Raw genomic sequence first — 15,449 nt, 5'->3', positions numbered from 1 at the left:
CCTGGCACTGCTGGTTTAGGGTGCTCTTCTGATTGTTCGACAGATACCGAGGATGCCCCATGACCACCCTGACACTTGCCGACTGGCAACAGCGCGCTCGCGATCTGCACATCGAAGGCCGGGCCTTCATCCAGGGCGAATACACGGCATCCACGGCTGGAGCCAGTTTCGACTGCATCAGCCCTGTCGACGGGCGGGTACTGGCGCAAGTGGCGAGCTGCGATGAGGCTGATGCCGATCGTGCCGTGATCAGCGCGCGCATGGCCTTCGAATCCGGCGTCTGGTCGCGGCTGGCGCCGGCCAAGCGCAAGGCCGTGATGATCCGTTTCGCCGATCTGTTGGAAGCCAATGCGCAAGAGCTGGCGCTGTTGGAAACCCTCGACATGGGCAAGCCGATCAGCGATGCCCTGGGCGTGGACATTCCCGGTGCGGCGCGGGCGTTGCGTTGGTCCGGCGAAGCCATCGATAAGATTTACGATGAAGTGGCGGCCACCCCGCACAATCAGCTGGGCCTGGTTACCCGCGAGCCGGTCGGCGTGGTGGCAGCCATCGTGCCTTGGAATTTCCCCCTGATGATGGCCTGCTGGAAACTCGGCCCGGCGTTGTCCACCGGTAACTCGGTGGTACTCAAACCCTCCGAGAAATCACCGCTGAGCGCGATCCGCGTGGCGCAACTTGCCATCGAAGCCGGCATCCCGCCAGGTGTGTTCAACGTGCTGCCCGGTTATGGTCATACGGTCGGCAAGGCGCTAGCGCTGCACATGGACGTCGACACACTGGTGTTCACCGGCTCAACCCGGGTCGCTAAGCAGCTGATGATCTACGCGGGCGAGTCGAACATGAAACGCGTCTGGCTGGAGGCGGGCGGCAAGAGCCCGAACATCGTCTTCGCCGATGCGCCGGACCTGCAGGCGGCTGCCGAGTCGGCGGCCAGTGCCATTGCTTTCAACCAGGGCGAGGTTTGCACCGCCGGCTCGCGCCTGCTGGTCGAGAGCTCAGTGAAGGAGCGCTTCCTGCCGCTGGTGGTCGAGGCGCTCAAGGGGTGGAAGCCGGGCAATCCGCTGGACCCGGCCACCAACGTTGGCGCCCTGGTCGACACCCAGCAGCTCGATACCGTGCTCGGCTACATCGAGGCGGGGCGCAATGATGGCGCCCAAGTGCTGATCGGTGGCCAGCGGACCCTGCAGGACACTGGCGGACTATACGTCGAACCGACCATTTTCGATGGCGTCAGCAATGCCATGAAGATCGCCCGGGAAGAGATCTTCGGTCCGGTGCTGTCGGTGATCACTTTCGACACCGCGGCCGAAGCCGTGGCCATCGCCAACGATACCCCCTACGGCCTTGCCGCGGCGGTGTGGACGGCGGATCTGTCCAAGGCGCACCTGACCGCCAAGGCATTGCGTGCCGGTAGCGTCTGGGTCAACCAGTACGACGGCGGCGACATGACCGCGCCGTTCGGGGGCTTCAAGCAGTCCGGCAACGGCCGCGACAAGTCCCTGCATGCGTTCGACAAATACACCGAGCTGAAGGCCACCTGGATCAAGCTTTGACGATACAGGTAGGGTGGATGTCGCTTTTCACATCCACCTTCTGCGCGCGCCGTGGTTCAGCATGGACCGCAATGGAATCGGCTTTAGCTACGTCCAGCGCTGCAAACCTGGGGGCGTGCGACGTGGCTGCAAGATTTAATACAGTGTAGTTGGAGTCCCGGACTGCGCAGCGGTTCGCCTGGTTTCGCGCGACGAGGCGATTAGCGCGGTAACGCGATCTGAACCTGATCGCGGCCGTTGTGCTTGGCGGCATAGAGGGCCTGATCGGCTCGCTCCAGCAATGCCGATGAGCTGGAATGGCCGTCGGTCTCGCTGATGCCGGCACTCAGCGACACGCTGAACACCCTGGAATCTGCATGGAAGGGTAGCGCTGAGAAGCGTTGACGGATTTCATCGAAGATCTGCCTGGCCTGCTCCAGGTTGCAGTCAGGCAATACCGCGACGAATTCCTCGCCACCATAGCGGCCGAGGCTGTCGATGCGGCGCAGGCGCTGACGCATCAGGTTGGCCAGCGATCGGATGACATTGTCACCGGCCGCGTGGCCGTACTGGTCGTTGACCTGCTTGAAATGGTCGAGATCGAGCATGACCACGCTCGCGGGTTTGCCGCTGCGCAGCGCGCGCTCCACTTCCAAGGCGACCTGCTCCTTGATATCGGCATGTTTGAGCAGCCCGGTGAGGCTGTCGCGCGACAGCGCCATACTCAGCGCGCGGGCTCGCTGTGCATGGGAAAGCACCGCGGCGGTCAAGGCGCCGTCGCCGATGGGTTTGGTGATGAAATCGTCGCCCGCCTTGAGCAGCGCCGCCATTTGCCGGTTGATGTCGGTTTCGCCGGAGAGGTAGATGAGCGTCACGCGCAACCACTCGTCATTGAGCCGAATCATCTGGGCCAGTTCGAGCCCGGTGAAATCTGGCATGTTCATGTCGAGCAGCACCACCTCGGGATTGAACGCCCGCATGACCTCGAACAGCTGGCTGGGATCGGTCAGGGTCTGCACCAGCATCTGCGAATTGCGCAGCACCAGGCTGTAACGCGCCGCCAGATCGGTATCGTCATCGACGATCAGCACTCGGTATGGCTCGCTTAGCTGCAGGTTGAGGCAGTTTTCCAGCTTGTTTTCCAGCTGGGTAACGTCCAGCGGACGCGTGAAATAGCCTTTAGCGCCGGCGCGTACGGCCGCCAACTGACTGTCGAAATCGACGTGATGGCCGATCACCAGCAGGGGCAACGGCGATTCCAGGGTCTGCTGCAGCCTGTCCACCTCCTCGAGCTCAGCCTCGTGCTGGCTGACGATCAGGGCGTCCGGCAACTGCCCGTGGATAGCGGTCTGCAGAAGGTGGGGTTCCGGAAACAGCAGCACGTCGTAGCCGAAATTGCTCAATGTTCGGCACATTTCCTGTCCGGCTTCGACATTTTTTTTCGAGTAGATAAATGCGGCAGCCTGCCGGCAATTGTTCGTGGTTCTCCAATGGCTCGGCCTGGCCGAGGGTTCCGGTCTGCGCGGCAGCGGCCAGTTGGTGGATGGCCTGAGTCAGCGCGGAGAGTGCCTGACCGCTGGGCCTGGCCGCGTTCAGCCAGCAATCGGCACGCTGCTCGAGCGACCGCGACTGCTCGCCCAGAGCGGTGAAGCCGAAGGTGCCAGCCGTGCCCGCCAGGCGGTGCAGACGTTGGTGAAGATCAACCACCATCTGCCGGCGCTGCTCCTGCTCACGAATCAGCAACAACCGCTCGGCACCTTGTTCGAGGGCCGCCAATTCCTCTTTCAGGCGGTCGGCAAACTTCTCGTTCAGAGCCCGCAGTTGGTCGTGCAACGCTTCGTTGGCGCTGTCATTCATGCTTAGCATTCCATACTTCATTCAGCTGCGCCGCCAGCTGTAAGGGGTCGAAGGGTTTGTGAAGCAGCTTGCGCACACCGAGCCGCCGGAATTCTTCCGGATCGGTGGGCGTGTGCGACTGGCCGGTGAGTAGTACCACCGGCGTGGCCCGCAAGTCGATCAGCTGCGCCAGCTGGCACAGCAGCTCCATACCGCTCATTCGCGGCAGCATCATGTCCATCAGAATCATGTCCGGGGCGAAGTGTTGGACCTGATCCAGCGCTTCCTGGCCAGAGGCGCAGCTGAGCACCTCGAAGCCACCAATTTTTTCCAGGGCGACCCGGGTCACCACCCGGATGGAAGGCACGTCTTCGACATGCAGGATTCGCCGCAGCGGCTTCACGTCCGAGGCTCGTGCAGCGGATGGCAGGGCAGCTCGAACCAGAAACAGGCGCCTGCACCGGGTGTCGAATCGAAACCGATCTGTCCGGCCATATGCTCGATCAACTCCTTGCTGATGGCCAATCCCAGGCCGGTGCCGCCTTGTTGCCGGGTATCGGAGGCGTCCGCCTGGGCGAACTTGCTGAATATCCGCGCGCGGAATGCATCGGCGATTCCCGGTCCCTTGTCTTGCACGCTTACGCGTACCCTGTGCTCTCCGATCGCCTCGGCCCACAGTTCAACGGTTTCACCAGGCGGTGAATATTTCGCCGCGTTGGACAACAGATTGCTCAATACCTGTTCCAGACGCATCGTATCGACCTCGATCAATACGGCCGGACAACTGCGCAGTTCGATAGTGACAGCATAGCTCTCGGCGTACCCCTGGTTGCTACGAAGGGCTTGCTCTAGCAATGGTTGCAGCGGTTGCCGCTGAAACTCGAAGCGCATCTTGCCGGCATTGAGCTTGTCGATGTCGAGCAGGTCATCGATCAGCGCGCTCAGGCGTTTGCTGTTCTGGTGGGCGATCTCGAGCAACTCCTGCAGATGCTCCGGCACCTCGCCCATCACCTGCCCGCAAATCAGCCCCAGCGAAGCGGTGATAGAGGTCAGCGGCGTGCGCAGTTCATGGCTGACGGTCGAAACGAAATCACGCTGCAGGTTTTCGATCTGCTTGCGTTCGGTGATGTCATGCAGCACCACCACCGCACCGCTCTGCTGGCCATTGGATGCATACATTGGATCGGCATTGGCCAGCACATGGCGGGCCTTGCCGTGCAGCACGATGGCCATTTCCACGTTGCGGATCTGCTCGCCACGCAGCGCGCGCATCAGCGGGACCTCGTCGTAAGCCATCGGCGTCACGCCGTCGGCGTGGTAGAGGCGGTAGACGTTCGGCCACTGTTCTGGTGCAAGGCGTTGCGCGTCGAGCCCGTGCCAGCGTCGGGCGGTGTGATTGAACAGGGTCAGATTGCCTTCGGCATCGCAGGCCACGACGGCTTCGGACAGCGCCTCAAGTAGGCGCCGATTCATTTCCTGCTGCTTGTCCAGCTCCAGCTGCTCGGCCTTGCGCTCGGTAATGTCGGTCACCAACCCGTGCCAGAGCACCGAGCCATCCGCCTGGCACATAGGCGTGGCGCGCGCCTCGACCCAGATACAACCCTTGCGCGGATGGTTGATCCGGTGCTCGAAATGCCACGGCGTGAGCGTCGAGGCTGCGTGGCGGATGCTCGCCAGCACATGCTCGCGATCCTCGGGATGAACCCGTTCGTAGACCGGACCAATGCTTGGCGCCATCTCGGCCGCGCTCAGCCCGTAAATGTCTTCGACGCCTTCGCTGAGGTAGGGGAATGAGCTGTTGCCATCGGGCTTCCAGCAGAACTGGAACAGCATGCCTGGGACTTGCGCGGCAATCTGCTGCAGACGTAGCTGTAAGTGTTCCTGATGGGCCAGGTCATAGGCGCTGACGATGTAGCCGCGCAGCAGCTCGTGTTCGTCATGGATCGCCGAGACATTCAGCAGCACGGGCACGCTGCCGCCGTTGCGATGCAGCAGGCGCCATTCGCGCATCTCGCGACGCCCTTCGAGCAGCGGCGCGGTCAGCACGGCGAACCCCGGCGCGACGGGCTCACCCAGTTCGTTACTGAGGATGGCTGCGCGGCGGGCCAGCGCGGCCGGCGGAAACAGTACCGAGGTCAGTGGATGACCGATCAGCATCTGCTCGGAATAGCCGAACAGGCGCTCGGCCGTCGGGTTGACCCCCGATATCCGTCCTTCGGCGGTGGTGACCAGCATCGCACTCGCGGCGCTGTTGAGCAGGGCCTGCTGCAGCGCTGCCTGCTCGGCATAGCGGTGCGCCTGCAGACGCTCCTCGAACAGACGCATGATCTGGCGGCTCAAGCGCACCAAGGCGCCGCGTTGCGCCTCGCTGAGCTGACGCGGCTGGCGGTCGATCACGCACAGCGTGCCGAGGTTGTAGCCATCCGGGGTGGTCAACGGCGCGCCGGCATAGAAACGGATGTGCGGGTCGTCGGTCACCAGCGGGTTGTCGCGAAAGCGCTGATCCTGGCTCGCGTCATCGATCTCGAAAATGCCCTGACCTTCGATGGTATGAGTGCAGAAGGAGATGTCCCGTGGCGTCTCGCTGACCTCCAGACCAATGCGGCTTTTGAACCACTGGCGATGGTCGTCCACCAGCGAGATCAGGGCGATCGGGGTGTCGCAGATGTATGCAGCCAATTGGGCGAAATCGTCGAAGGCGGACTCGTCCGGCGTGTCGAGAATCTCGTAGCGCAGCAGCGCAGCGAGTCGGGACAGCTCACGGGGGGCGGGCATCGATTTCGGTGACTCCATCTGGCGGTCCTTTCTCGCTGGGCTGAGGGCTGGTCGATGACGGCTAATCGCCGTCGGCGTCCCAGATGGCTTGGATCTGGCTGGCCAGACGCATCGGGTCGAAGGGCTTGATGATGACGTCGCGCGCGCCGAGTTTGCGCAGATGTTCGATCTCGCCGGGCTGAACCTTGGCGGTCATGAAGGCCACCGGCACCTGTGCCAGGTCAATCCGCTCGCCTAGTCTGGTCAGGGTCTCAGTGCCGCCCATGCCGGGCATCATCACATCGAGCAGGATGAAGTGGGGGACGAAGCGTTCAACCTCCTCCAAGGCCTGCAGGCCGGACGAGCAGGACAGCACCTGATAACCACCGATCATCTCCAGCGCGACCTTGACCACCGCCTGGATGGAGGGGTCGTCCTCGACGTGCATAATCCGTTTCAGCTCGGTCATGCGGGTCCTCCGACAACAATACTTCGAACGCTCGAAACGAGCAGTTTGCCACCTTGCAGGTATGCTGGCACATCGCTCACGAAAAATAGCCTTACAGACGGAATAGCCCAGGGTTGCTGACGTTCGGCTGATGCGGGGCAGCTGTTCGAAAACGGGCCGAGCCGATGCGCAGCCGCCCGTAGTTGCGGTTTCGTCCCAAGGCTTCACAGCGTTCGACTTCGCGGCCAGACGAGAATTTCCCCGTGCGAGCCCTTCTCGCGGCTCATTTACCGGACTCAGGTGAGTGGCATCTGCAGGCTACACGCTGCAAATGCCGGACTAGAGCTGTCCATAGCGCAGCCGCGACCGGGCGACGGCGGCCATCCGTTGCGCTCGCGCCGGCAGCTGGCCGCCGGACGGGCCTTGGCCTCGTCGCAAAATCGATATCTTGCGACGGGCGGGTGCGGCAATACGCCGCCATAAGCAGATAATGTTCGGGTGCCGGCATTGCCGGCCTGTGTTTCTCTTCGCTGCGAGGCTGCAACAACTATGTGGTACACCGGTTTCCTCGACCTTTCGGCCTGGGGGGTGATCGCCGCCACCCTGCTTTTGACTCACGTGACGATCGTTGCCGTTACCGTCTACCTCCATCGTTATTCCGCTCACCGTTCGCTCGAGCTCAACGCAGGGCTCAAGCATTTCTTCCGTTTCTGGCTGTGGCTGACCACGGCGATGAACACTCGCGAATGGACCGCCATTCATCGCAAGCACCACGCCAAATGCGAAACCCCGGACGATCCGCACAGTCCGGTGCAGAAGGGCCTGGGCACGGTCCTGCGGCGGGGCGCCGAGCTGTATATGGAAGAGGCGAAAAACGAAGAAACCCTGCGCATCTACGGCAAGAACTGTCCGGACGACTGGATCGAGCGCAATCTGTATTCGCGTTTCCCCAACCTGGGCATCGTGCTGATGCTCGGCCTCGATCTGGCGCTGTTCGGTGTCCTGGGCCTGACGGTCTGGGCGGTGCAGATGATCTGGATCCCGCTCTGGGCCGCAGGGGTGGTCAACGGGCTGGGGCACGCTGTGGGCTATCGCAACTTCGAGTGCCGCGACGCGGCGACCAATCTAGTGCCGTGGGGCATCCTCATCGGCGGCGAAGAGTTGCACAACAATCACCATACCTATCCGAACTCGGCCAAGCTGTCGGTGCGCAAGTGGGAATTCGACATGGGTTGGGCCTGGATCAAGTTGTTCAGTCTGTTCGGGCTGGCGAAGGTGAACCGCACCGCGCCTATCGCCCATCGCGTCACGCCCAAGCATCAGCTGGACATGGACAGTGCCATGGCTATTCTCAACAACCGCTTCCAGATCATGGCGCAGTACCGCAAATTGGTCATCAAGCCGTTGGTGCGCCTGGAGCTGGATCGCGCCGATGCATCGGTGCGTCATCAGTTCCGCCGGGCCAAACGGCTGCTGTCGCGCGAGCCGAGCCTGCTGCAGCACGAGCAACAGGCGCGTATCGCCGTGATCCTCGAACAGAGCCAGTCGCTGCGGGTGATCTATGAGCAGCGCTTGGCGTTGCAGCAGATCTGGACCCGTACCAGCGCCAACGGGCATGACATGCTCGCGGCGATCAAGCAATGGGTTCAGGACGCCGAAGCCAGCGGGATCCAGTCGCTACGCGAGTTTGCCGAGCACCTGAAAACCTACTCATTAAGACCAGCCGTCGCCCTGGCATGACCTTCGATCGACACGATCACTGACGGGAGGGCGAACTGGAACTTTGCCCATCTGGCACTCTCTGATGGGCATTCTGTGCTAACGCGACAGCTGCCCCTGCGGGTCTCCGCTGGTGCCTGGCGCCTTTCGGAACGCAGGTATGAATTTCGTGAAGCAGCGAAGCGAAGTGGGGGCTGGCATTGTGCCTCCGACCGAGGCGCAAACTTTGTTGGCTTTGATGCACGCGCGCGCCGAGGTCGAGCGCCTCAGCGAGCGAGAGCAGCTGTTCAGTACCCTCATGGGTGCCGTCAACGCGGTGCTCTGGGCCTTCGACTGGCAAGCCCAGCAGATGATCTATGTCAGCCCGGCGTACGAGCAGGTGTTCGGTCGCTCGGCCGCTTTGTTGCTGGCGGATTTCGGCGAGTGGCGCAACAGCATTTATCCGGACGATTCGGAATACGCGCAGCAGAGCTTGCTCGAAGTGCTGGAAAAGGGCTCCGTCGAAGCGCGCGAATATCGCATCATCCGCGCCGACGGGCAGCTGCGCTGGCTTAGCGACAAGTGCTTCATCGCACGCAATGCGGACAACTCGCGCGGGCCGATCATTGTCGGGATCGCCGAAGACATTACGGAAAAGAAGCAGCTCGAAGGTGAGCTGCAGCGTCTGGCCACCGTCGACGTGCTGACTCAAAGCAGCAACCGCCGCTACTTCTTCGAATGCGCCCAGCGTGAGTTCGACCTGGCTCGGCAATACGCCACCTCGCTGGCGTTTCAGCTGCTGGACATCGACGACTTCAAACGGATCAACGATACCCATGGCCATCAGATGGGCGATCAGGTGTTGCAGCGCGTGGCCCAGTGCGGTTCATCCGTGTTGCGCCGTGGCGACCTGTTCGGCCGCATTGGCGGTGAAGAATTTGCCTTGCTGCTACCCGGTTGCCAGCCAGACCTCGCCGAGCAGATCGCCGAGCGCCTGCAGCGCGAAATCCAGCGGCTGGTCTTCACCAGCCCGGACGGCCAGCGCTTCGGCGTCACCATCAGCCTTGGCGTGACCTACCTCCGGGCCAGCGACCCGGACCTCAGCGCGCTGTTCGCCCGCGCCGACGCGGCCATGTATACGGCCAAGCGTCTGGGCAAAAATCAGGTGATCGTGTCCTGAGTGGCGCCTCGGGCTGGTACGGCGTCGCTTGCCGCGACCGATGGCCTATGCCGTCGGTCGCGGATGCTGTCACTGCGTGAACTGCTGAGCTAACCCTTCCATCTCTTGCTTGAACTCATTGCATTTGGCCTGCCGTTCAGACGCCGGAATGGTTGCCCATTTTGCTTTCGCCTCGCTTGCGCCGGCGTTGAAGGCTTTGTCAAAAGCGGCCGCGTCCATACCGTTTTGGATCGACAGGGCTCTTTGCTTCTCTTTTTGCTCGGCCAGCTGCTCGTCCGAGGAACCCCCGCAGACCTTGGCCGTCGTGTGCATAGAGCCGCCGAAGTTCGCCAGTTGGGCGTGCATGTTCGACATCATCATCTGATGACTCGGTTCCTGAGCCTGTCCGCTGAGGCTGATCAGCATGAGTACGCCGGCCATGGAAAGCGTTTGCAGCCCTGTCGCTAAAGACATGTTCGCTCCTGTTTCCTGTTTTTATATTCTGCGCTGTCGCTGCGCTTAGTTTGTTCATTGTCTTGCCCGTTCAGTTTCTGTGACGTCAACGAAGCATCTTGTGAACGGCAACCGCACCTTCAATGGCTTGGTCGTTGGTGATGCCCCGCATGCTCTCGACTTTCTGCAGCGCAATGCCTCCCGCCGCCGCGGTAACGGTGACTCTGCCGACAACTACCTGCGGGCCAACGATGCCCAGCTGGGCATCAGGATCCAGCTGCTTGCTCGGGTCCACGACGAATCCACCAATGTCCTCAACCCTGTGATCGTCGTAGATCATCCTCCATCTGTCGAAGCAGCATCGCGTCCGACGGCTCCGGGTCCACGCTGATGGCGATGGCCAAGCCGCCGCCCTTGACCATCTCGAACGCGTTGCCGGACTGCGTTTCCTTAGATAGCCAGGTGCAGTTGATGCCGTAGACATTCACATTGTCATAGCGGCCGCCGTCTTCTTCGTCGACCAGCACCAGGCCGTCGATCATCGGCCCAAGCGTTGCGCCTATCTGGTTGCAGTTGGGAAGTTGCTCCAGGGGCGGCGGGACGTAGTCAGCGCTGGGATCGGCGCCGGGGTCGCCATCGTCATCGCAGCCGCCGGTGACAAGCGCAAGGGCCAACAAAGCCGGCCGGGCAGAACGGGGCATCAGCACAGCAGCATGTTCCTGTTCATAGTCAGGTGATCGGGATGGCGACCGCGGTGCTGGCGCCGCCGCCGTCTGAAAGCATGAACTCTAGACCAGATCGGCTGCGCTTCAAGGAAGCGAGATCAGACAGAGCGTTAGGGTGCTTCGCGGTAGACGTCGTCGAACCGAACATTCATCCCGCCGCAATGGCTGTTGTCGCTCACGACCAGATTACCGGCAACGTACTGCAAGGTGACACTGCAGTCGTGGTCGCCATCACCCTCGGCGATCTTCAGCAGATCGCCGGAAGGCTGTGCCTTGCCCGCGAATGCACCGACATGCACGATCCGCTCGCCATGGCTGTTGAGACCGCCATACCAGATCGCCTCGCCCTCGGCGAAAAGCGGGCCGGTCGGCGAGGGACGGCTGATGACGATGCTGTTGCCGCCCGCAATCGGCAGCCAGCGGCCGATCCAGACATCAGTCGAGGGTGTTGGCGCGGTTCTGCTGCTGACATTGCGTGCGGGCAGCCATCCGACGAACTCGCGTTTCTCGGCGAAGTACCAGACGCATGCCCAGCCATCCGCCTGGTTGCCGACAAGGAGCCTGTCGCCATCCACGAGATAGGCCTTCTGCAGGCAGGACTCATCTTCGGGGCAGCCGGCGGCGTCGTTTCTGAAATGCACCCGCTGGCCGCTATCAGCGACCACTTCGGCCTGGCGCACCTGACCTGCGAATGCCGGGAATAAGCCGTTGCGGCACGAATAGGCCTCGATCGCCTGAACCGGTGGTGCCAGCAACATGCACAGTAGAACGGCTCTGAAAAGCATGGCCGGCGACCTTCTCTGATGGGTGCGCTACGCCGAAGAGCGGCTCGACGCGGCGGGCTGCTGTTGGGTAATGCAGTGGATGTTGCCGCCGCCGAGCAGAATCTCGCGACCCGGCACCATGACCACCTGGTGATTGGGAAACAGTCGCGCCAGGATGGTTTCAGCTTCCTGATCCAGCGGATCACCGAACGACGGGGCGATGATGCCCCCATTGACGATCAGGAAGTTCACGTAGCTGCCCGCCAGGCGGATCGAGGGATCACGCGGCTGGGTGCCCACCAGCGGCACGACACCGGCGCATTCCTGCTCGGTAGCGTGCAGCGGGCCGGGAATCGGCATCTTGTGTACGGTCAGCGGACGATCCCACGCATCCCGTGCCTGCTCCAGCACGCGCATGGCGGCCTGGCAACGCTCGTAGTTGGGGTTGTCGCGATCGTCGGTCCAGGCCAGCAGCACTTCGCCTGGACGGACGAAGCAGCAGAAATTGTCCACATGGCCGTCGGTCTCGTCGTTGTACAGGCCGTGCGGCAACCAGATGACCTTGTCGATCGCTAGATAATCGGCGAGAACCGCTTCGATTTCTTCGCGGGACAGGTGTGGGTTGCGGTTGTGGTTGAGCAGACACTCCTCGGTGGTGATCAGGGTGCCTTCGCCGTCGACGTGAATCGAGCCGCCTTCAAGCACGAAGCCCTCGGTGCGGTAGCGATCGCAGCGCTCTATTTCGAGGATCTTGCGTGCCACCTCATCGTCGCGCTGCCAATCTTCGTAGAGCCCGCCCTCCAGCCCGCCCCAGGCATTGAACGTCCAGTCGACACCCCGTAAACCGCCCTTGCCGTTGATCACGAAGGTCGGCCCCGTGTCGCGCACCCAGGCGTCGTCGCTACTGATCTCCACCAGCCGGATGCGCGCGTCGTCCAGCTGTTCCCGCGCGGTCACGTACTGCTCGGCGGTGGCACAGACGGTGACGGGCTCGAAGCGCGCAATGGCTTTGGCCACCGCGGTAAAGGCCGCTTGCGCCGGCGTGCCCTGGTCGCGCCAGTTGTCCGGGCGCTGCGGCCAGACCATCCAGGTCTGGCTGTGCGGGGCCCATTCGGCAGGCATGTGGTAGTCGTCGGCGCGCGGGGTCGTGGTCAGTGTGGTCATGGGTTTACCTGGCAAGGACGGCAATTTTCGAGGCCGGGATACGATCGGCCATTCATCAGGGACGAACTATCTGACCACGCCGGACAGGATTCAGCCGCACCAAAGCTGTGCGGTTGCATCCTGTGCCGATCAGAGGCCGGGCTCAGGACTCCAGCGAACCATCCAATGTCTTGATCGGGCTGTACAGGTTCGGCCGGCGGTCACGGAACACGCCCCAGGCACTGCGGATGTGCTCCAGCTGATCGAGATCGAACTCGTGCACCAGCACGCCTTCGCTGGTTTCGTCCATTTCCTCGACCTTGGCGCCGAACTGGTCGGCAATAAAGGACGAGCCATAGAACGTGATGTCGTAGCCGTCCTGCTCTTCCTTGCCGATGCGGTTGCTGGCGATCAGCGGCATCAGGTTGGCGCCGGCATGGCCCTGCTGAACGCGCTGCCAGTGGTCGCGCGAGGTGATGTTGGGGTCATGCGGCTCGCTGCCGATGGCGGTGGGGTAGAACAGCAGCTCGGCGCCCATCAGCGCCATGCTGCGCGCCGTCTCGGGGAACCACTGGTCCCAGCAAATGGCCACGCCGATCTTGGCGTAGCGGGTGTTCCAAACCTTGAAGCCGGTGTCGCCCGGGTTGAAGTAGTACTTCTCGTGATAGCCGGGGCCGTCTGGAATGTGACTTTTGCGATAGACGCCGAGGACCTTGCCGTCGGCATCGATGATGGCGATGGAATTGAAACGCGCACGGCCGGCGACCTCGAAGAAGCTGACCGGCAGCACCACCTGCAGCTCGGCGGCGATTCGCTGGAAATGCTGGATCGCCGGGTTCTCCTCGACCGTGGTGGCCAGCTGCAGATACTCCGGATTCGGTTTCTGGCAGAAGTAGGGCGTCTCGAACAGCTCCTGGATCAGGATTACCTGCGCGCCCTTGGCGGCTGCTTCGCGAACCAGCTTCTCGGCATTGGCAATGTTGGCTTGGCGATCCCAGGAGCAAGCCATCTGGGTAGCGGCGACGGTAACGGTGCGGGACATGGAAAACCTCGCGGATGCGGCGTGAGTGTGAACCCTACCTCGGGCGGAGCGGAATTTATTCGATACTTATCCGCTTTTGAAGCGTTATTTTTTGCCAGGGCTGCTTAGATGACCACCGGTTATCGATAAGTATCGGTCATGCGTTCGACTAATCACGTTTGGGCAGAAACGGCGGAAGATAAAGACCCAGATACGCATCGAATACTCGCATGCCTTCTTCCGCCATTCGCTTCGTAATATGACCGTGCTCCTGCACGGACCGCGCATACACCCGGTCGCCCAGTTCCAGCGCGAGGGCGAACACCTCGATATCGCCGGGCAGTGGGGGAAGATGGAAATGCCGTTCAAAAAGGACCCGCATCAGTTCACCGAGTTCGACGTCGTGCTGGCGGTCCGCCTGGGTGACTTCGGTCAGGCCATGCTGTGTCAGGATCAGTTGCCGGGCCGCGGCATCGTCCTCATAGATCATCAGCATGCGTCGTTCGATCAGCCGGGACAGGTCTTGCCAGCGGTTCAACGTCTGTGGGTCGACGGGCTGCTCAAGGCTGGCCCGAAAGGCCGCATGCACGTCGGCCGTTAGCGCGCGGAGCAGCGCCGGTACGCTGGCGAAGAAATGATAGACGGAGGACGGCGGAATCGCCGCCCGCTCTGCCACGCTGTAGATCGACAGGCCAACCACCCCCTGTTCGGCGAGCAGTTCGCGGGCGGCCGCGAGAATCTGCGCAATCCGTGCCTGGCTACTGGCGCGAGGCTTGCGGCTGGTGGGAATGTTCGAGGAAGGGGTGGCTGCGCTCATGGATCCTATTGGATGCCAGGGCGGCGCCAGATGCAACGGCTATGGCCGTCTTGCCCGCCGCCAGGATTAACGCCGTTGTCGGTCCCTACCAGCACGCTATCCCCTGCTTGGAGCTGCCGCGGTGACAAGGCGGAGATTCGGGGTATGAGCCGGTTACATGCTCCGGCCGAGACGTCGTCTAAAGTAACAGAGGCGCGAATTGATAGACCGGACGGAGTCGGTGGAGCCCATTCTGGACGCAGCACCAGTCGGTAGGCTCGGTACATGTGATGGGTAACTGACGGCTGAGCAGGTCTCCGATGAGCTTGAAAAATCACTTCGAATTAATGGCTTCCTACAACCAATGGATGAATTCAAAGATCTATCAGGCTGCGGGTCAGCTAGGTAGAGATGAACTGGCGATGGACCGTGGAGCTTTTTTTGGTTCGATTTTGGGTACGCTGAACCACATCCTGGTTGCCGATATCATTTGGCTGAAGCGCTTTGCTACACCGCCGCACGGCCTGCCCGCTCTGCGCGAAATCGTCGAGCTTCCATATCCGAGTCGCCTGGATCAGATACTTTTTGAAGACGTTGCCGCCTTGTCCAAGCGAAGGTTCTGGTTGGATCGCCAGATCTGCAGTTGGGTCAGTGAGCTCTCCAATGATGACTTGGAGCTCGTCCTCAGCTACCGCAACACCAAAGGAGTTCCGGGTAATAAACGGTTTTCGAGCCTGATTCTTCACTTCTTCAACCATCAGACTCACCACCGCGGTCAGGTAACGACGCTGCTATCTCAGGCGGGTAGGAATGTCGAGGTTACCGACCTTCTGGCTTTGATTCCGGATGAGGGCAATGTATAGCCCTTTGCATCTGGCCTATGAGAAGGAGCTAGCAATTCATTCCGACCGACGCCGTTCCGTGGCGCGACTTAATTAAGGCGTTAGAGAGGCTTTAACGACATGGACCTAGCCACCTTTACTACGCGAGAACTGCTCAATCTCCAGGCCGTCGTAATAGGCGAGCTTAGAAACAGGGGCATTCTTCGAACGAAAAATAACCCTGTCGGTGATTATGCCGAATGGCTGGTTTCTTCAGCCTTGAATTTAAAGCTCGCAAA

Annotated in this window: 14 protein-coding genes and 1 pseudogene; 4 read left to right on the top strand and 11 right to left on the bottom strand. The window is 61.6% G+C overall.

Going from position 1 to position 15,449, the window contains the following annotated elements:
• Positions 1-59: 59 nt before the first annotated feature.
• Positions 60-1,553, top strand: a complete 1,494-nt coding sequence (locus MCB86_RS14970; RefSeq protein WP_045164266.1) for an aldehyde dehydrogenase — start codon at positions 60-62, stop codon at positions 1,551-1,553.
• 200 nt (positions 1,554-1,753) lie between these two features.
• Here the strand turns inward: MCB86_RS14970 and MCB86_RS14965 are convergent.
• From MCB86_RS14965 to MCB86_RS14950, 4 genes and pseudogenes are all read right to left on the bottom strand, one after another.
• Positions 1,754-3,389, bottom strand: a pseudogene (locus tag MCB86_RS14965) (diguanylate cyclase).
• On the bottom strand, positions 3,382-3,771 hold the full coding sequence (locus tag MCB86_RS14960) for a response regulator (protein ID WP_239611369.1): 390 nt from the start codon (positions 3,769-3,771) through the stop codon (positions 3,382-3,384). The pseudogene MCB86_RS14965 and the gene MCB86_RS14960 overlap by 8 nt, the downstream one beginning before the upstream one ends.
• On the bottom strand, positions 3,768-6,161 hold the full coding sequence (locus MCB86_RS14955; protein ID WP_239611368.1) for a PAS domain S-box protein: 2,394 nt from the start codon (positions 6,159-6,161) through the stop codon (positions 3,768-3,770). Before MCB86_RS14955 ends, MCB86_RS14960 begins: the two co-directional genes overlap by 4 nt.
• A gap of 43 nt (positions 6,162-6,204) precedes the next feature.
• A complete protein-coding gene (locus MCB86_RS14950) occupies positions 6,205-6,591 on the bottom strand; it encodes a response regulator (RefSeq protein WP_239611367.1) in 387 nt (128 codons plus the stop codon).
• A gap of 528 nt (positions 6,592-7,119) precedes the next feature.
• Here MCB86_RS14950 and desA point away from each other — a divergent pair.
• Positions 7,120-8,310, top strand: a complete 1,191-nt coding sequence (gene desA, locus MCB86_RS14945) for a delta-9 fatty acid desaturase DesA (RefSeq protein WP_045164258.1) — start codon at positions 7,120-7,122, stop codon at positions 8,308-8,310.
• 139 nt (positions 8,311-8,449) lie between these two features.
• The gene (locus MCB86_RS14940; protein WP_045164257.1) at positions 8,450-9,448 is read left to right on the top strand and encodes a sensor domain-containing diguanylate cyclase; all 999 of its coding nucleotides are present in this window, start codon (positions 8,450-8,452) and stop codon (positions 9,446-9,448) included.
• A gap of 69 nt (positions 9,449-9,517) precedes the next feature.
• Here the strand turns inward: MCB86_RS14940 and MCB86_RS14935 are convergent, their stop codons facing one another.
• From MCB86_RS14935 to MCB86_RS14905, 7 genes are all read right to left on the bottom strand, one after another.
• Positions 9,518-9,901 carry a hypothetical protein gene (locus tag MCB86_RS14935; RefSeq protein ID WP_045164256.1) on the bottom strand — a complete coding sequence of 128 codons (384 nt, stop codon included), beginning with the start codon at positions 9,899-9,901 and terminating at the stop codon, positions 9,518-9,520.
• Between the two features lie 85 nt (positions 9,902-9,986).
• Complete coding sequence (locus MCB86_RS14930; protein WP_239611366.1) at positions 9,987-10,220, bottom strand: hypothetical protein; 234 nt, start codon at positions 10,218-10,220, stop codon at positions 9,987-9,989.
• Positions 10,195-10,587 (bottom strand): hypothetical protein, encoded by a 393-nt coding sequence (locus tag MCB86_RS14925; RefSeq protein WP_239611365.1) that lies wholly within the window; start codon positions 10,585-10,587, stop codon positions 10,195-10,197. The genes MCB86_RS14930 and MCB86_RS14925 overlap by 26 nt, the downstream gene beginning before the upstream one ends.
• 128 nt (positions 10,588-10,715) lie before the next feature.
• Positions 10,716-11,285, bottom strand: coding sequence for a hypothetical protein (locus MCB86_RS14920; protein WP_239611364.1), 570 nt, complete (start codon positions 11,283-11,285; stop codon positions 10,716-10,718).
• A gap of 132 nt (positions 11,286-11,417) precedes the next feature.
• Positions 11,418-12,533: an agmatine deiminase gene (aguA, locus tag MCB86_RS14915; protein ID WP_045164253.1), complete on the bottom strand. Its 1,116-nt coding sequence runs from the start codon at positions 12,531-12,533 to the stop codon at positions 11,418-11,420.
• Between the two features lie 142 nt (positions 12,534-12,675).
• On the bottom strand, positions 12,676-13,554 hold the full coding sequence (aguB, locus tag MCB86_RS14910; protein WP_045164252.1) for an N-carbamoylputrescine amidase: 879 nt from the start codon (positions 13,552-13,554) through the stop codon (positions 12,676-12,678).
• Positions 13,555-13,702: 148 nt separating this feature from the next.
• Entirely contained in the window at positions 13,703-14,350 is a 648-nt protein-coding gene (locus MCB86_RS14905) for a TetR/AcrR family transcriptional regulator (RefSeq protein ID WP_045164251.1), read from the bottom strand.
• 299 nt (positions 14,351-14,649) lie between these two features.
• Here MCB86_RS14905 and MCB86_RS14900 point away from each other — a divergent pair, with 299 nt between their 5' ends.
• Positions 14,650-15,192 (top strand): DinB family protein, encoded by a 543-nt coding sequence (locus MCB86_RS14900; protein ID WP_239611363.1) that lies wholly within the window; start codon positions 14,650-14,652, stop codon positions 15,190-15,192.
• Positions 15,193-15,449: the final 257 nt, after the last annotated feature.

It is taken from the genome of Pseudomonas sp. KSR10 (genome assembly GCF_022355455.1).
GTDB classification, from domain to species: Bacteria; Pseudomonadota; Gammaproteobacteria; order Pseudomonadales; family Pseudomonadaceae; genus Stutzerimonas; species Stutzerimonas stutzeri_E.
Note: the sequence above shows the minus strand (reverse complement) of the source record. Positions and strands in the feature narration are given on the sequence as shown.